This window comes from Gardnerella sp. 30-4 (assembly GCF_001641215.1).
GTDB classification, from domain to species: domain Bacteria; phylum Actinomycetota; class Actinomycetes; order Actinomycetales; family Bifidobacteriaceae; genus Bifidobacterium; species Bifidobacterium leopoldii.
The window spans coordinates 1-19,277 of sequence record NZ_LXJL01000049.1 but is presented as its reverse complement, the minus strand read 5'-3'; the positions used below and the strand labels follow the sequence as shown (position 1 = coordinate 19,277).

Genomic DNA, 19,277 nt, shown 5'->3' with positions numbered 1-19,277 from the left:
ATATATTATTATTGTTTGTGCTTGCTTTATTCTTGCATTTAGCGTGTGATGTAAAACCTTTGGTTTTGCGTCGCACGTTTTTTGTTTGTAAAGTTAGACTTAATGTGAATCGCGAATTCTACCAATTGTTATAGCTGTTTGCAGCACATAAGCGGCGCGCGGATCCGTAGCATCCCATCCTGTAGTTTGCGCAACTTTACGTAAACGGTAACGAACAGTATTCGGATGCACATTAAGTTCGTGTGCTGTTTGGTCAAGAGCTCCACCAAAGCGCAAGAACATGTCAATAGTTTCCAGAGTTGGATCGTCATGACTGTAAGGAGCCAAACTTTGATACACCTTGTTGTAAAGAGTATCAAAAGCTGTGGCATCGCCAATGAGCGCTCGCTCTGGAAGCAAATCATCCGTGTGAATGATTTGCGGCAAATGCTTTACTGCTGGAGCAACAGCAATCGCGGCAAGAGTAGCAGTAAGAGCGGAAGAAATCTGCTCAACGCCTTCAACCATGCTACTAACACAAATCGTCTTATGAGAATTCTCAAAAACTTTGCACAGCTTCTCTAAAGCTTGATCGCTAGGATTTTCGCGTACAGCAAGCAGAATAATATGAGAAGGTGCTGCAAAAGTAGAAGAATTTTTCGTAGATGCTGATATCAGTGCTTGCGTTTTTTGCCAAGCTCCCGTAATGCGCTGCAAAGCACTACTTTGTGTGCGCTCAACTATTGCATCATACGCATTGCAACTACCAAGCTGTGGCCAAATATTTCGGCGCAAAGTGTCAGTGTTATCAGGTGGAATATCTGGTGCTGGCTTGCGATTTGGTCCGTCATCTGGCTTAATTGCAGTGCCGAAAGTTCCTGCAATAACAATAACTTTTGGCGAATCTGACCATTGAAGTAAATGCATGAAAGCGTCAATACGAGCATCTGCAATACCATTCATTAAGCACGTGGCAATAATCGAGTGTAATTGCAAGCGCATCGCCGCGTCAAAAACTTGGCCATCACGATTGTCGAAAATTCTAAGCGGTTCCGAGCTAGTTGATTTTTGCGCGCTGGGTAGTGGAGTAAAACTCGGTGAATTATTACCTTTAGTATTTTCAGAAGATTGACTTGAATGACTCGAACGACTTTGATTTGATGAAAGACGATGCCATAAGTGGTGCTTGTGCTTTTCTTCGTTTTCTTGCTCTGCTTTAGAAGAGCTCTCTTGATCATTTGATACAGCGTTTACTTGCGTTTTGTTTAACTGTTGATTTTCAAGAGAATTGGCAATATTAGAATCCTCCGCGTGCTTTTCTGCTGCTTGTACGCTTGCTAGTATCGAAAGAAAATCGCTACTAAGTAAGCTGTTTCCTGCAAGTTTATCTTCATAATTTTCTTCGGACATAATAGAAGAAGCAGCGCTGCTATCTTGCGCAAACTGAGGTGTATTCTTCTCGTCCATCTTATGCCTTTGATTCTAACATTCTCTACTATTATAGCGCGATTGAGTAAAAGTATCTCGCCAAAAAGTAAGTGCTACAAAGCAGAAAACAAAAGCTAACGGTAGCATGTGTCGCTCAAAATTATTAGCTGGAGCAAGAATCATAACTCCAACCAGCAAGGCAAGTGGAATATGCCATAACAATGTGCGCCAACGGCGAAGAATAATTTCTGCAACTCCAATAAGTAGTGTAAAAATAACGAAAGTATTTCCGTGAATTGGCCAACTTAAAACAGGAATATCACTAAACGTGCTAATGTCTTCTGCAAATTTAGTTCGCCACTTAGGATTCCAATATTTAATCCAATCAGATTTGTGTATGCTGTCAGTGTCTATGTAGTATTCTGGCCCAACATACGGGCGGTCAAAAATATCAAAGTATCCGTAAGTCTTTGCAAGAAAAGCGTCAGTTGCCACAAATGGACTATGCGTAATCATTTGCCACCAAGCGAAATCTAATTTACGAATATTGTCTTTAGTAACGTATCGCCAACGATAACTCACTTTTTTAGATTGCAATCCGGAAGATTTCACAGGGTCTGCGTCATAAGGTTTGTATGCTTCTGCAGTTTGATCCAGATTAAAAATTGGTGCAATAATGCGCTTTGCACTACGCGGTATGCTATGCGGATCGAGCTTAGCTATACGTGCAATTTGTTGTAACTGAATGCCGCGACTCTCAATAGGATCGCCGCTAATAATAGCACCGCTCGAAATAAGCATAATTAACGAGCCGTGAATTACAACGATTGGAAGCAAAATTCCGCAAACCCACAAACGCCAGCGTTTGCGCTCAAAAATAATTAAAAGCACGAATTGAACAACCAGAATATACCAGGCGTATTTTGCAGCAATAAGCATTACACACACTGAAATAATTAATTCCAAAACAGTGTGAAGTCTAGGCTTTTGCGCACTCGGCTTTGTGCTAGGTGTATTTTTAGTGTCCTTCGCATGATAGCAATTAGTTAACTCGTAATTTATGCCAAACCACCAAACAAAAGCGAACGCAAAAAGCGGAGATTTTGTAAGCGCAATAGTTGAGCACAACACAAGCGGGTTAAGTAAAAACATAAGCAGAATAACGAATCTTGCAAAAGTTGTTGTGCTGCAATTTGTTGAGCTAGATTCTGCGTTAAGCCAAGGTTTGTTTAAGAAGCGGTGTGCTGTTGCAGAAACGCACCATGCTGCAAATGCAAATTGTGCAAAGGCAAGAAGTGCAATTCCAGCGTCGTTTGAGTCGGTAAAGTATCTGGAGACTGCTGTTGTTGCGCCATAAATAACAGTTAGAACAATGTTGTGCTGATCTGTTAAATAAGTTGGGTGAGTTGGCCACAAGTAGTGCGCAGTTGGGTAAATATCCATTGGGACAAAGCTAAAGAAGCCGATATAAGGCTGGTCTAAGCCTGTAATTTTATTCCAAGTCCAACTGTACTCACGAATTTGCGAGCATATATCTGCACCGTATGCGGCAAGTAACGTAGCTGGAACCCAAATCCAGCCCACGAAAAAAGTAAGAAGTAGGTTTCTTCTGTTGCGAGTGGAGTGGTTAATGAACCATTTAGCGCAATTAAAAAATAGTTTTGCAGATTTTAAAAGAAAATGCGAAATATTGCGGAAAATAGCGTGTTTAGTAGTAAATTTTTGTAATTTTGACTGTTTTTTATTTTCACTATTTTTTCTTAACGCAATTGACTTTATTAATTTCATAAAACGTTGATATTTAGGCAAAAACTTTTTATTTTTACCGTAGTAAATAAGCACAGTCAGTATTAATGCGTATATTATGAAGGCAGCAACGAAAATAAAAGCATTAACCAACGAAAAATCAGCGATTGATCCTAAATGAACTTTAATATCTTGACTGCGGAAAATTGGCCCCAGGCTAGTGCAAAAAGCAAGTATAAAGCATAACAAAGCAGCAAGAGTGTAATCTAAAAAACGTGCTACAACAGCACGCAATGTGCGCGGCTTCTTGTACTGCTTTTTGCGACGTATGCGCTCCATGTGTTAACACCTGCTTAATTGATGCCTAGCTATTTTGGTTGCTATTGCGCGCAAAACATGCAATTACGCGCGCAAAAATATAATCTGATGTAAATTATACATATGACTATTTTTTCTTCGCAAAGTGTGGCATTGATGCCGCAGACATCAGAAGTAGCAGATTTGGTAAAATATTTCGCAATTACAGATTCTACGCAAAATATTGCGCGAGAAATGATACAAAAAGGCGAAATAATCGCGCGAGATGACGGAAAGCCAGCAATAGTTGCGATTGTGGCAGACGAGCAAACAGCAGGAAGAGGACGATTAGGGCGCGCGTGGGTAAGCCGACCGGGAGAAAGCTTTTTAGTTTCATTCGTAACTTTGCTGCCGAAGTCAATTGTTATGGACGCAAGTCACAATGGCTGGCTGCCTATTATTGCAGGGCTTGCAGCGCGTGACGCACTTCTAGAAACGTTTAAAGAGTGCGGAAGTTCGCCGATACACGGTGATGCTTGCGCGATAAAACTTAAATGGCCTAACGACGTGTTTTTGCACGATTGTAAAGAAGGCGGAATCTTAACAGAAATTGTAGCCGATCCAAGCAAAGACAATGTTGTTGGAGTAATTTTTGGAATCGGATTGAATTTGTGCGTGCCGCAAGAAGTGCTGCCAATTAAGATGGCAACTTCGTTGCAAATGCATATGACTGATTTGCCGGAATCTAAAGAATTGCGTGATGCGATTGCTGCGAAAATAGTTACTGGATTGAGGACGAGATTGTGCGATTTTATGCGTGATTATCCAAGTAACACTGCCGATTTGCTTAAAGAGGTAAATGGTGTGTGTTGGACTCTTGGACGCGAAGTTAACGTGCATCCAGTTGACGGAAGCGTAGTGACAGGAACTGCTGTGCGGCTTGGAGAAGATGCGTCGCTTACGATTCGTGAGGAATCTGGCGAGGAAATTGTGGTAAAAAGCGGCGATGTGCACGCAGTTGCGTATGAAGCGCGACGACCTGCTTGAGCGCTGCGATTTAGCGCGCGAAAGCAATTCGGAGCGCCGAGCTTGCTCAGGGTTGAAAGCACGGTGTGCTTTCAACGCAAGCGAGGTCTGCCTGCGTCAATAAAGACGCAGGCAGGGCAGGTTAGTGTAGTTGTGCTTTAGAAACTAGGTTGTGACTAGTGTGCGCTGACGACCTGCTTGAGCGCTGCGATTTAGCGCGCGAAAGCAATTCGGAGCGCCGAGCTTGCTCAGACGGAAAGTCCAGTGGACTTTCCGTGCAAGCTCAACAGCGAGCGCTTAAAGCGCAAGCGTCAGCTGTTTGCTAGTTATCTCAGTCAAAGAGCAAGTGCGCGGCAATCTTATACAAAACGGCATTCCCTTTACAGTCGTGTAAAGGAAATGCCGTTTTTCTGCAATATAACGTTTCCGCTACGCGCGCTTTTTGTTAAGTGCGTTGTACAAGCCGGAGCAAGCCGCGCTCGCAACAAAAGCCTTAATCAAATCGCCAATCATGAAGATAATCAAGGTTGCGGCGGCAGTTGAAAGTGGCATGCCAGTTAGGTAGCTTTGACCGAAAATGCCGAATGCGTAAATCACGATCGTGCCGATTATAGAAGCTACAGAGTAAGTGCAGAAGCGTGCGAAAGTCTTCTTGAAGGAGTTTTCTGGCATCATTGCGTCAAGAGCTACGTCAAATACGCGCTTCAAAGCTGCAGTTGCAGCAACGCCAAATATGAAACCGGCTAAGAATCCTGCAGTAGGGCCAACAAAAACAGCCCAGCCGCCCTTAAAGCCAGCAAATACAGGCAAACCTGCTGCGCCAACAGCAAGGTACATAACTACAGAAGCTACGCCTTCGCGCCAGCTCAAAGTTAAACCAATAATGCACAAAACAAGAGTTTGCAACGTAATAGGCACAGGAGTAATAGGAAGATAAATTGCGCCTGCCATGGTAGAAAGAGCCAAAAGCACAGTGAGAAGCGCTGGCTTTGCAAGCCATGCTGCAGCTACTTTCAACTTATTTGCAACGTTTGAATTTGCTGATGCTGCTGCTGCATTATTTTGATCTATGTTGGTCATGAAAACCTTCTTTTGGTTATTTCCGGTTTGCCGTTTGCGGCTAATAGGTTGTCAATTAAACGGTTTTGCCGGTTGTTTTCCGTTTCGCTAATCACATTACGTGCCTAAAAAATCATGTGCATTGGAGAAGTGTACAAAATTTTGCTCTAGCTTTTGTGTATGTCGACTCATCCGTAAACGCAACTTTTCTAATATCTTGTAACGTATGGTTACGAATATCAAAAAAATTCTCATCGCAAACCGCGGTGAAATTGCCTTGCGAGTTATTCGCACGGCTCACGAAATGGGCATTTCTACCGTTGCTATTTACGCACCTACTGATCGCAATGCGCAGTTTGTAGAAATGGCAGACGAAGCATACGCACTTTCCGGAGACACGTATCGCGATACTTATTTAAACGAAGACGCGATTCTTGACATTATTAAAAGAAGCGGCACGGATGCCGTGCACCCGGGTTACGGATTCCTTTCGGAAGTTGCGTCTTTTGCGAAAAAAGTTAACGATGCTGGGGTTATTTGGATTGGTCCTCGCCCAGAAGCGCTTATTGACTTGGGCGATAAGATTACGGCTCGTCGCGTGGCAGTTCGCGCGAAAGTGCCGCCAGTTCCAGGCATTTCGGAGCCGGTAAAAGATATTCGAGAACTTTTAACTTTTGCGCAAACGCACGGATATCCTGTGATGATGAAGCGCACGGATGGCGGTGGCGGACGCGGCATTACAGTCGTTCGTAACGATGACGAGTTGCGAGGCTTTTACATGAATCACGACGCTCTTCAGGGCGGCGACTTAGATGAATATTTTATTGAGCGTTTTATCGACAAGGCTCGCCACGTTGAAACGCAGTGCGGCCGCGACGCTCACGGAAATTTCACCGTATATTCCACGCGCGATTGCTCGGTGCAGCGCCGAAACCAAAAGCTGGTTGAGGAAGCTCCTGCACCGTTCTTGACTGACGATGAAAAAGATCAGCTTTACCGATATTCTCGTAACCTATTTGAAGCTGTTGACTACGTTGGTCTTGGCACGTGCGAATATATGGTGACTTCTCAGCATAAAGTCTACTTCTTGGAAGTTAATCCGCGATTGCAAGTTGAGCACACGGTTAGTGAGGAAGTTAGTGGACTTGATTTAGTGCGAGAACAGCTCAATATTGCTGACGGCGGCGAGTTGATTAAGGATCCAGAACCTCGCGGACACAGCTTCGAGCTTCGCATTACTTCGGAAGATCCTGCTACGAATTTGACTCCAAGTTCCGGCACTTTGACGAAAATAAAGTGGCCTTCCGGTCCTGGTATTCGCGTCGATTTTGGTGTTGAAGTTGGCGATAATATTTCGCCAAAATTCGATTCGATGATGGGCAAGCTTATTATTACTGCGCAAAGTCGCGAAACTGCTGTCGCTCGCGTGCGTCGCGCTTTGAAGGAACTTTGTATTGAGGGCGTGCCAACTCCAGCAAAACTTTTTGAGCAGATTTTTAACGACCCTGAGTTTACTGCGGAAAATCACAGTTTTGACGTGTCTACTAAGTGGATGGAACGCAAGTATTTGAACCGAGTTCCTGCAGCTTCCTTGGGCGGTCAGCCGGCTTCGCTTGTTTCTGGAAAGTCTGCGGATGAATCCGAAAATAAGCAGCCTGCAATGGAATCCTTCATTATTGAGGTTGATAATAAGCGCGTAAAGCTTACGATTCCGCAAGATATTGTTGATAATTTGACTGGCTCGGCGCGAGTTCGTAGCGTTTCTAGAGCTTCGCAGCCTTTGCGCGGACGTTCGCTTCGCGGAAGTACTCACAAATCTGAAGAACAAAAGCAGATTCCTGGCGTAATCGCAGCGCCTATGCAAGCTGTTATTACGCGCGTGAATGTGGCTGAAGGACAGCAGGTTGCTAAGGGTGATTTGCTTGTGGTGCTTGAGTCTATGAAGATGGAAAATTACGTTTACGCGCCGGCTGCTGGTACTGTTACTGGAATTTTTGTGGGGCCTGGTGACGGCGTGGAATCGGGCGCAAAGCTTGTGACGATTGATCTTGCTGGAGACAAAAGCGCAGATAAAGGCGCAGAAAAATCTTCCGAAAAAAGCGATGAAAAGCCGGAAGGAGAGCAGAAATGAGCGCTTTAGTAAAAGAAAAGTCTGAAATCTCTGAAACTTCAGCGAAAACAGTTAATAACTCTTCTGTTAATAGCTCTGCTGACGATACAAACTTGCAGCCTCGTCGCGGAAAAGCTGCAGTTCAGCACGCAGCACAACTTGCTCGTGACGCAGAACAAAAAGCTTTAGAACGTCAGCACGCAAAAGGAAAGTCAACTGCAAGAGAGCGTCTTGACTTGCTTTTTGACACCGGATCGTTCGTGGAAATCGGACGTTTTAACGGTGGTGACATTAATAACGACGTTGCAGGGTGCGCTGTAATCACCGGATTTGGCGAAGTCTATGGCAGAAAAGTTGCAGTTTATGCACAAGACTTTTCCGTGCGTGGCGGAACTTTAGGCAAAGCTGAAGGCGAGAAAATCTGCCATCTTTTAGATATGGCTGTTGAACTTCGCGTGCCAGTTGTTGCCGTAATTGATTCCGGCGGCGCTCGCATTCAAGAAGGTGTGAGCGCGCTTATGCAATACGGGCGTATCTTCAAAAAAACTTGCGAAGCGAGCGGCTTAATTCCGCAAATCTCAATTATTCTGGGTCCTTGCGCTGGTGGTGCAGTTTATTGTCCTGCGTTAACAGATTTGATTATTATGACTCGCGAGCACTCAAACATGTTTGTAACCGGTCCGGATGTTGTTAAAGCTGCAACCGGCGAGGCTATTAGCATGGACGATTTAGGCGGCGGTCTTGTACATAACGCAACTTCCGGTGTCGCTCACTATTTGGGAGAGGATGAAGCTGACGCAATTGACTACGCGCGCACAGTTTTGGCTTATTTGCCATCTAGCTGCGAGGTAGAGCCTCCAACTTTTGCATATTCTGCTACTCGTGCCGATCGCGAAACTGCGCGCGAGTTGGCGAATATTGTGCCAGATAACGACCGTCAGCCTTACGATGTGCTCGACGTGATTCGCAGAATTGTTGATTATGGTGAGTTCGTGCAAGTGCAGGAATTGTATGCTGCTTCTGCAGTGGTTGGTTTTGCTTGCATTGAGGGTCATCCTGTTGGAATCGTAGCAAATCAGCCGAAGGTGAACGCTGGTATTTTGGATGTAAATTCTTCCGAAAAAGTCGCGCGATTTGTGCGATTGTGTGATGCGTTTAATTTGCCTGTGGTGACTCTAGTAGATACTCCTGGTTATAAGCCTGGTTCAGATCAAGAGCACGCAGGAATTATTCGCCGAGGCGCGAAAGTGATTTATGCGTACGCGAACGCGCAGGTTCCGCTGGTTACGGTGATTTTGCGTAAAGCTTTCGGTGGAGCTTATATCGTTATGGGTTCCAAGTCGATGGGTGCGGACGTAAATTACGCGTGGCCAACCAGCCAGATTGCGGTTTTGGGTGCGCAAGGTGCTGTGAATATTATTCATCGTAAAGATTTGCAAAAAGCTAAAGAGCGTGGACAAGACGTTGCAGCTCTTAGAAAGCAGCTGGTTGACGAGTATGAGGCGACTACTGTTAACGCAAATCTTTCGTTGGAAACTGGGCAGATTGACGCAATGATTGACCCGGAGCAGACTCGCGATATGATTGCTGGCTCATTGAAGCTTTTGCGCAGTAAAAAGCGGGTTTCCAGAACTGGAAAGCATCACGGAAATCAGCCAATGTAAGCATATTTATAAAAACAATAGGGATTATCAAACTTATAACTAAAAACTATAGAACTACAGAATTTATAAACCTTACAAAACTTACAGAATTTATAAAACTTATCCAAATCGACGAGAAGGAAACATCATGACAACATACTTTTTCGACCAACTCGCTAATAATCCGCACGCACTCGTGTTTGCAGGTCAGTCAACTCCGTGGGTTGAAGCTTTGCGCGAGCTTAGTTCAGACGAAGAATTAAACGCAGAACTTCACGAGTATGAAGCAGGCGCAAAAGCTTTGCTATCGCCAATTTATTCTGAGCTTTTAGCAAATGCAGGCGGCGACATAAACGTGTTTGACGCGCTAGAAAATAAGCATATTAACGCTGCAAACGCGCTTCTTAGTGTGCCTGGAATTACGCTTGCACAGTTCGGTGCAGTGCGCGACTTAACAAATCTTGGATACAACTTTGAAGTAAACAAGCCGTGCGCAGTTTTGGGTCATTCTCAAGGCGTAATCGCAGCAGAAATGGTAAAAGCTCGCATAAAAGCAAAGTCTTGGCAGAAGGCTCGTGCTCAAATCGAAGAGTTACTCGCAATTGCCTACTTAATTGGAGCTGCAGGAGATCGTGAATCTCGAATGCTTGAAATTACTGGTGACGGCGAGCATACGCCAATGCTGTCACTTAAAGGAGTTACTAAAAAGCAGGCAGAAGCGTTGATTTCCCGCGTAGAGCGCACGCGCGGTGAAGTGTCAATTGCTGTTAAAAACGCTTACAATCACGTGGTTATTGCAGGATACCCGGAAGATATGGAAGCTGTTGCAAACGAAGCGCAAAAAGAAACAAAGCGTTCGAAAAAATTGCGCGAAATGAAAGTTCGCGGTGGAGCTGTATTTGCGCCAGTCGCTGAATATTTGGATGTTACAGTGCCATTCCATTCGCCAATGCTTCAATCTGCAGTTGAGCAGGTAGTAGAGTGGGCGGATGAGGCTGGTTTGAACACTACAGTTGCTCGCGAATTGGCTGATGCAGTGCTTGTAACTCCTGTTGATTGGGCTACGCAGATTGGCGAAGTTTTGGAGCAAAACGACGCGCGCTCGCTTTGGATTTTAGACATGGGTCCTAGCGAAGTGCTCGGAAAGCTTACTGGAGTGCTTGTGCAAGGAACCGGCGCTGGAATAGTAGAGGCTGCTACATTGCGCTCGCGTGCAGAGCTTTCAACAGCTGACTCTGCTTCTGAGCCAGAGCGTACGGGCTGCTGGGCTGATTTTGCTCCTCGAGTAATCAACACGCCTGCAGGACGTAAAGTACTTACTAAATTTAGCAAGCTTACAGGCAAAGCTCCTGTGCTTCTTGCAGGAATGACACCAACGACAGTAGAGCCGGAAATCGTTGCTGCAGCAGCAAATGCAGGCTACTGGGCTGAGCTTGCTGGCGGCGGTCAAGTAACTGCAGAAGTTTTTGATCGTCATATGAAGTCGCTTGAAAATCAGCTTCGTGAAGGCGCAACTATTGAATTTAACGCCATGTTTATGGATCGCTACCTGTGGAATTTGCAATTTGGTTCGAAGCGAATCGTGCCAAAAAAGAGGCAGTCGGGAGCTCCTATTGATGGTGTAGTTATTTCTGCAGGCATTCCAGAACTTGACGAAGCCAAGGAATTAGTAGCATCCTTGCAAGCTGATGGATTCCCTTACGTAACATTTAAGCCTGGAACAGTTGATCAAATTCGTCAAGTTGTGCGAATTGCTAAAGCTGTTGCTCCAGCAACGATTATTGTGCAGGTTGAGGGCGGTGCTGCAGGCGGTCACCATTCGTGGGAATCTCTTGATGATTTGCTTATGACAACTTACGCGCAAGTGCGTGAGTGCGAAAATTTGGTGCTTGTTGCAGGTGGTGGTATTGGCACTCCTGAGCGTGCTGCAGACTACATTTCTGGTGAATGGGCGAATGAATACGGTTTGCCAAATATGCCAGTTGATGCTGTAATGATTGGCACAGCTGCAATGACAGCAAAAGAAGCGCATACAAGCCCTGAAGTAAAGCGTATGCTTGTGGAAACTCCGGGTATTGCGATGCCAAAATCTTCTAGCATTGAAGGTTTTGATGAGGATCCGTTCGCGCCAATGGGTGAGCGTTGGGTGCCTTCTGGCAAAGTGATTGGCGGTGTGACGAGTGGTTTAAGCCATTTGCACGCAGATATTTACGAGTTAGAAAACGCTTCTGCTCGCTGCGGTAGATTGCTCGTTCATATGATGAAACATCCTGAAGAGCTTGAATCACGTCGCGATGAAGTAATCGAAGCGCTTAACTCTACTGCAAAGCCATATTTTGGTGACGTAGAAAGCATGACTTACTTGCAATTTGCTCAACGTTTCCTAGATTTGGCATACCCTTGGGTGGATCCGACTTACGCAGATCGCTACATGCATTTGTTACAGCGTATTGAAGCGCGTTTAATTAATCAAGATTCAGGCGAATTTACTTCTATTCTGCCTTCTATTGAAGAAGTTTCTAAGCACCCTCAAGCTGCTTTATATACGCTGATTGATGCGTTGCCTCAAGCTCGCGAGATGAACGTTGTGCCAATGGATGCCGCTTGGTTCCCAACTTTGGTGCGCGAATACCCTAAGCCAATGCCATTCGTGCCAGTTATTGACAACGATTTGTTGCGTTGGTGGGGTCAAGATCAGCTTTGGCAGTCGGAAGATTCGCGTTACTCGGCAGATGCTGTGCGCGTAATTCCAGGACCGATTTCCGTGGCTGGAATTACGACTATGGATGAGCCGATTGCCGATATTCTGGGACGTTTTGAAGCAGCTGTGCTCAATCGTGCAGAATCTGGAGCTGAAACTGGAGTAGAAGCAGAAAATAAGGAAAATGCGGCGAGCAAGTCTTCAAAATCTGCTTTTAGTCAGATTGCTGATGCTAAAAACGTTGAAGCTTACGTGCGCGCATGCCCGAATATTTCTTGGGTTGGTCATGTAACTGCAAACCCTGCTTACGGAACGTCTTTAGGAGACGAAAATTACGTAATTACAGTAACTTCTAGTAATAATGACGTAATTTCGCTTGATTTAGATATTAAGCTAGATACATTCTGGGATAATCAAGAAAATCAGGAAGCAAAACACTCCACAAAAAACGCTGCAAACTCACCAAAACGCAAGCATGCAGTACGAGATATTGTAATTCCGCTAACTGTTGACGCAAGTCAAGCTGGAAGCATACCAGTAGTTGACCGCGAGCGCTTGCCAAAGCACGTGTACGAAATGCTTGCAGCAACCGCAGGTATTGGAAATACAGCGATTACTGGCGATGTGCTTGACGCTATGCCTAAGGTTGAAACAGTAAAAGAAGATGGCAGTTTGGCAAAATTGCCGGAAGATTTGCTCGCAGAAGGTTATAGAGATTTCCCGTTTGGATTGGTTCATTCTTCCTATACTTTCTCAAGAAATCTTGGAATTGATCACGAGTCTGCTACTGCTGGAAGACTTCCAGATGGATTGCTTGCTTCTCGCATTGTGCCAGACGCGTTAGTAGGTCCTGCTTGGCCGACTATTTACTCGGCTTTGGGTTCCGTAATGGTTGATGGATACCCGATTATTGAGGGTCTGCTTAACGCTGTTCACTTAGATCATTTAGTAGAGCTTGACGTCGATGCTGAAGACTTTAAAAAGTATGTCGACAAGCGAATTAATTTGCTCGGCTGGGCTGAGCCGTATGCAGAATCTGCTTCCGGACGCGTGGTAACTATTCACGTAGTGCATACTGCTGCAGATGGAACTCGTTTGGCTCATGAAACTGAGCGTTTTGCTATTCGTGGACGAAGCTTCAGCAACGCGCTTCCTGCTCCAGCTGCGCAATATGGCGAAGCTGCAGGATTGCACGGATATGAAATTGAAGACACTCCTCGCAGAGCTTTGCGCAGAGTAGTCGTTCGCGCTCCTCACGATATGACCGCTTTCGCGCGTACTTCTGGAGATTTCAACCCAATTCACACTTCTAAACGAGGTGCTGCAATTTCCGGGCTTTCTGCTCCTTTGGTACACGGTATGTGGCTTTCTGCAACAGCTCAGCATGTGGCTCAAGCGGTTGATGAAAAAGGTGCTCGCTACGAGCTCATTGGTTGGTCCTACAACATGTACGGCATGGTTCAGCTTGATGACGAAGTAGAAATCACAGTTGAACGCGTTGGAAAAGTTCGTCGCGGCGGACTTGCTTTGGAAGTTACATGCAGAGTTGATGGGCAAATCGTGTCTAAAGCAAGCGCACTTACTCGCGCTCCACGTGCAGCATTCGTATACCCAGGTCAGGGTATCCAAAAGCAAGGAATGTCGCTGGATGAGCGCGCAAAGTCACCTGCAGTGCGCGATACTTGGGAGCGAGCAGACAAGCTTACTCGCGAAAAGCTTGGATTCTCAATCCTCGCAGTCGTGCGCGATAATCCAAAGGAGCTTACTGCTCACGGCGTAACTTATCACCATCCTGAAGGATTGCTTAATTTAACGCAATTTACGCAAGTTGCGCTCGCAACAGTTGCCTTTGCGCAAACCGCGCGTTTGCGTGAGGCAGGATGCGATATTTGGCCTGCTTACTTTGCAGGACATTCGCTTGGCGAATACAATGCTTTGAGCTCCTTCGCGCAAATTATTCCACTCGAAACTGTGCTTGAATTGGTGTTCCACCGCGGATCTACAATGCATCACTTGATTGAGCGCGATGCGCAAGGTCGCTCGAACTACCGCATGGGTGCGCTTCGACCAAACCAGTTTGGAGTATCAGACGAAGGTGTGAACGCTTACGTTGATGGCATTTCCAAGGCTACTGGCGAATTCTTGCAAATTGTAAACTACAACTTGGCAGGTCAGCAGTACGCAATTGCTGGAACTATTAAAGGCTTGAAGGCATTGGCGGCAGACGCTTCTAAGCGCGCTAAGGAGTATGGCGGCAAGCCTCCATTCATGTTTGTTCCAGGAATTGACGTGCCGTTCCACTCTCGAATTCTTCGAAAGGGTGTGCCGGAATTCCGCGACAAGCTCGATTCGCTGCTGCCGAAGCATATTGATTACTCTGTGCTTGTAGATCGTTACATTCCAAACCTCGTGGCTTGCCCGTTTGAGCTTACGCGAGAATTTGCGCAAAAGATTTTGGATGTTGTGCCATCTGAGCGCATTGAAGCAGCTTTGGAAGATGAAACTACGTGGAAATCTTATGCAGAGGATGAGCAAAAGCTTGGTAGATTGCTTCTTACGGAGCTTCTTTCATGGCAGTTCGCTTCTCCAGTTCGTTGGATTGAAACGCAGGCTCTTATGTTTGCCGATCGCGCTCGCGGTGGTCTTGGCGTTGAAGAGTACGTGGAAGTTGGTTTAGGAAACGCGCCAACTTTGGCAAATCTTGGTGCTAAAACTCTTGCTTTGCCGGAGTTTAGTGGCGAAAAAGTGACTGTTTACAACGTTGGTCGTGATGAAGGCCGCGTTTATATGACTGACACTGATTCGCTTGTGCCTGAAGTGTTTACTGAGGAAGATAGTCAAGAAGCAAGTAGCACTGCTGATGCGACTGCTGCTCCTGCATCTCCTGCAGCAAATGTTGTCTCTGCTGCTCCTGCAGCTAATGCAGCAGCAAGCGGACCTGTAGCAGACTTGCCATTCAAAGCATCCGACGCAATCTCAATGCTTATTGCGTATAGTGCAAAAATCCGTCTTGACCAAATCGGAGACACTGATACAACTGATACGCTTACAAACGGTGTATCTTCGCGCAGAAACCAGCTTCTTATGGATATTAGTTCCGAGCTTGGCGTGGCAAGCGTGGATGGTGCTGCAGAAGCTCCAATGAGTGCGCTTAAAAAGTTAGTTGATTCGGTTGCTCCTCGCTATAAAGCTTTTGGTGCTGTGCTTTCCGATATTGTGCGCGAACGTTTGCGTGCGCTTTTCGGTGCAGCCGGTGTGAAACCAGCGCAAATTGACAAGCGTATTTTGGAAGTTTGGCAGCTTGGTGAAGGCTGGCGTGCGCACGTTCTTGCGGCTTTGGTTTTGCAAACGCGTGAAGGTGCTAGCGTGCGCGGTGAAAATCTTGCGCAACTTTCAACTGATCCTGCAAAGAATACTGCTGCAGCTGACGCTTTAATCGATGCAGCAATTGCGCAAGTTGCTCAAGCTCACGGCGTTAGCGTTTCTCAGCCTGGTGCTGCTGGCGGCGCAGGCGGTGCTGTTGTTGATTCTGCAGCTCTTGACGCTTTCGCTCAGCAGGTTGTTGGCGCAGATGGCGTACTTGCTGCAACTGCTAAGTTTGTGCTAGCAAAGCTTGGTGTTGAGGCTCCTAAAGCAGAAACTGAAAGTGACGAAAATGCTGCTGTTGTAGCTGCTGTTGAAGCTGAGCTTGGTGCGGATTGGCCAAAGCAAGTTGCTCCTCGATTTGATGAGCGTAAGGCAATTCTTTTCGACGACCGCTGGGCCTCTGCTCGTGAAGACGTTGCGCGCTTGTACTACAAGTATGCTGGAAAGAATGTTGATATTCAGGTAAATGAAGTTTCTGAAATCTTAAATGATTTTGGTAGTTTCCTTGGTGCAGGGGAAGCAGTAGCTTCGGAAGCTGAGTGGTTTGCAAGTCTTTCTAAATCTCGCGAATTAAACAATCTTGCAACAATATTTAATGATATTGCTCACGATTCTCGCACTAAACTTGCGCAAAACAACGCTGATACTGCTCAAGCGACTCGTTTTGCAGGAGAAGTTGCAGTGGTTACAGGCGTTGCTCCTAATTCGATTGCTGCTCGCGTAGTAACGGGCTTGCTTAAGGGTGGAGCTACGGTTATCGCAACTTCGCACAGTTTCAAGCCGAGCGTTAAGTCTTGGGCGAAGAAAGCGTATCGCGAAAACGCTCAAATGGGCGCAAAGTTGTGGCTTGTTCCAGCAAACTTGTCTAGTTATCGCGATGTCGACGCGCTTGTAAAGTGGGTTGGCACAGTTTCGAAGAAAGTTAGCGGCGCAACTACTACTATTTTGAAGCCTGCTTACGAGCCGAGCATGTTCTTCCCGTTTGCAGCGCCTCCAGTTCACGGCACTTTGGCTGATTCTGGTTCGCTTTTTGAATCGCAATCGCGATTAATGCTGTGGGGAGTGGAGCGTGCAATCGCCGGATTTGCACAGATTGGAGCAGATACTGATGTGCAACATCGTATGCACGTTGTGTTACCTGGCTCTCCAAACCGCGGTATGTTTGGCGGCGATGGTGCTTATGGCGAAGTCAAGAGTGCTTTCGACGCGATTGTGAACCGTGCACATGCAGAAAGTGTGTGGTCGGATCGCGTGACTTTTGCGCATCCTAAGATTGGATGGGTGCGTGGAACCGGCTTAATGGGTGGAAATGATCCGCTTGTGGCTGTAGTTGAACGTCATGGTTTAACTACCTACTCAACGCAAGAAATGGCAGATCGTTTGCTCGATTTGTGCACGAAGGAAGCGCGCGAACAGGCTGCAATTGCGCCTTTGGATGTTGATTTTACGGGTGGATTAGGCAAGGAGCCTCTTGATTTGAATGCTCTTCGTGCAGAAGCGCTGGAAGATCAGAAGCGTGCTGAAGCTGCGGAAGAAGCGGCGGAAGCTGTAGAAGAAGCTGCAGAAGAAGCTGCAGAATCAACTGCTAAATCAACCAACAAAGCACTTCCTACCCCTTACGTGCCAACTCAGCCGCGAGTCAACTTGGCTGATTGGAAGAACGTAACAGCGCGTCCAGAAGACGAAATTGTGATCGTCTCAGTCGGCGAGCTTGGACCGTGGGGTTCCGGACGTACTCGTTTCGAAGCAGAACTTGGAATTCGCGAAGATGGATCCGTGGAGCTTTCTGCAGGAGCAGTACTGGAATTGGCTTGGAATATGGGCTTGCTTACTTGGCAAGATTCGCCAAAGCCAGGCTGGTACGATGCGGACGGCACGCTTGTTCCAGAAGAAGATATTGCAGAGAAATATCGCGATGAAGTAGTTGCGCGCTCCGGTATTCGACCATTCGAAACCGGTATGGGCGGCGACTACAAGGATGGAGCGAACGAAGAAGAAGCAGAAATCTTCCTCGATCACGACGTGAGTTTCAGCGTTCCAACAGAAACAATTGCGCGCGAATATGTGGCACTTGACGAATCGCATACTGAGATTGCTCGTGATGCAGAATCTGGCGAATGGACTGTTACGCGCAAGGCGGGTTCTATGATTCGCGTGCCGCGTAGGGCTGCAATGACCAGAACCGTCGGTGGACAATTCCCTAAGGGCTTCGATCCGCTGAAGTGGGGAATTCCAGCTTCGATGGTTGGAAGTGTTGACACGATTGCGTTGTGGAATATTGTCACAACTGTAGATGCTTATATTTCTGCTGGTTTCACACCTTCGGAGATTTTGCAATCTGTGCATCCGTCAATGGTTGCTTCCACGCAAGGAACCGGTTTCGGTGGCATGAGCTCAATGCGAAAACTGTACTTGGATCGCTTCCTTAACCACGAAATTCCTACGGACGTACTGCAAGAGGCGCTTCCAAACGTTGTTGCAGCTCACGTAATGCAAACCTATATCGGCGGCTACGGAAATATGGTTCAGCCGGTGTCTGCATGCGCAACTGCAGCTGTTTCGCTCGAAGAAGGCGTCGACAAGATTGCTCTCGGCAAAGCTGACTTCGTAGTAACTGGCGCAATTGACGATATCGGCGTGGAATCCGTAGTTGGCTTCGGCAATATGAACGCAACTGCCAATAGCGAAGAAATGTATGCGAAGGGCATCGATCCACGATTCTTCTCTCGCGCAAACGATCGCAGACGCGGCGGCTTCCTTGAAGCTCAAGGCGGCGGTACGATTTTGGTTACGCGTGGCGATATTGCTTTGAAGCTTGGCTTGCCTGTTGCTGGTGTGGTTGGTTTCATTCACTCCTACGCTGACGGCATTCACACTTCTATTCCTGCTCCGGGCTTGGGTGCTTTGGCTGCGGGCATGGGTGGAGCTAAGTCTAAGCTCGTGCGTGATTTGGCAGCTCTCGGCGTTACTCCGGACGATATTGCTGTGGTTTCTAAGCACGATACGTCTACGAATGCCAACGATCCGAACGAATCCGAGCTGCACAATACTCTTGCGCACGCAATCGGACGTACGGACGGAAATCCACTGTTCGTAATCAGCCAAAAGACGCTGACCGGACATGCAAAGGGCGGTGCGTGCATCTTCCAAATCAACGGTTTGACTCAACTGTTTAGAAGTGGCGTAATTCCTGGAAACGCATCACTTGACTGCGTGGATCCTAAGCTTGCGCGTGACGACCACATGGTTTGGTTGCGTGAACCGATGCGTATTGGCGATGGTGCAGGTTCTTGTGCAGTGAAGGCTGCTCTCGCAACTTCGCTCGGTTTCGGTCATGTTAGCGGATTTGTGGCATTAGTTCACCCTGGTGCTTTTGAGGCTGCTGTGGCTGCTAGTGCAGGTGTTGATGCGCTTAAGAATTGGCGTACCAAGGCAAATGCGCGTTTGGCTGCAGGTCAGAGGCGATTTGAGGAAGGCATGATGGGTCGATCTGCTTTGTTCGAGCCTGTTGAGAATCGTCACTTGCTGAAGGATGGCACGCGCCTTCCGGATGGTACTCGCTACGACGGTCACGAAGCGGAAAAGGCGATGTTGCTTAATCCTGAAGCTCGCCTTAACGCTAACGGATACTACTGCTGAGTCTAAGTAGTTGCAAATGTAAAGAAAAGGTCGGATTTTAGCTTAAATCCGACCTAAATTTTACAGGCGTGTAAAATAAAGGTCGTTTTTTAGGCGAAATCCGGCAGAAACTTTACACCGTTGTGCACTTCGCTCGCTGCGCTTTGAGCACTACAGTATGTCAACGCGAAATAGTGGGCAAAAACCTGTATATTAAAATGCTCTGTGGTTGAGTAGTTATCGCAATTTGCGAATTTTCTCTTCCACAGAGCATTTAGTTATTTAGTTATTTAGTTATTTAGTT

The 19,277-nt window shown here is 46.6% G+C and carries 7 protein-coding genes; 4 read left to right on the top strand and 3 right to left on the bottom strand.

Annotation, left to right across the window (positions count from 1 at the left end):
- Positions 1 to 99: 99 nt before the first annotated feature.
- Entirely contained in the window at positions 100 to 1,446 is a 1,347-nt protein-coding gene (locus A5294_RS03995) for a CdaR family transcriptional regulator (protein ID WP_064340528.1), read from the bottom strand.
- Between the two features lie 15 nt (positions 1,447 to 1,461).
- Entirely contained in the window at positions 1,462 to 3,492 is a 2,031-nt protein-coding gene (locus A5294_RS03990) for a DUF6020 family protein (RefSeq protein ID WP_064340527.1), read from the bottom strand.
- 102 nt (positions 3,493 to 3,594) lie between these two features.
- Between A5294_RS03990 and A5294_RS03985 the strand changes: the two genes are divergently transcribed.
- Positions 3,595 to 4,497: a biotin--[acetyl-CoA-carboxylase] ligase gene (locus tag A5294_RS03985; RefSeq protein ID WP_064340526.1), complete on the top strand. Its 903-nt coding sequence runs from the start codon at positions 3,595 to 3,597 to the stop codon at positions 4,495 to 4,497.
- Between the two features lie 408 nt (positions 4,498 to 4,905).
- Here A5294_RS03985 and A5294_RS03980 read toward each other — a convergent pair whose 3' ends face one another.
- Complete coding sequence (locus tag A5294_RS03980; RefSeq protein ID WP_064340525.1) at positions 4,906 to 5,556, bottom strand: biotin transporter BioY; 651 nt, start codon at positions 5,554 to 5,556, stop codon at positions 4,906 to 4,908.
- Positions 5,557 to 5,761: 205 nt separating this feature from the next.
- Between A5294_RS03980 and A5294_RS03975 the strand changes: the two genes are divergently transcribed.
- From A5294_RS03975 to A5294_RS03965, 3 genes are all read left to right on the top strand, one after another.
- The gene (locus A5294_RS03975) at positions 5,762 to 7,666 is read left to right on the top strand and encodes a biotin carboxylase N-terminal domain-containing protein (RefSeq protein WP_004106295.1); all 1,905 of its coding nucleotides are present in this window, start codon (positions 5,762 to 5,764) and stop codon (positions 7,664 to 7,666) included.
- Positions 7,663 to 9,309, top strand: coding sequence for an acyl-CoA carboxylase subunit beta (locus tag A5294_RS03970; RefSeq protein WP_004106297.1), 1,647 nt, complete (start codon positions 7,663 to 7,665; stop codon positions 9,307 to 9,309). Before A5294_RS03975 ends, A5294_RS03970 begins: the two co-directional genes overlap by 4 nt.
- Positions 9,310 to 9,436: 127 nt before the next feature.
- On the top strand, positions 9,437 to 18,994 hold the full coding sequence (locus tag A5294_RS03965; protein WP_064340524.1) for a type I polyketide synthase: 9,558 nt from the start codon (positions 9,437 to 9,439) through the stop codon (positions 18,992 to 18,994).
- Positions 18,995 to 19,277 lie beyond the last annotated feature (283 nt).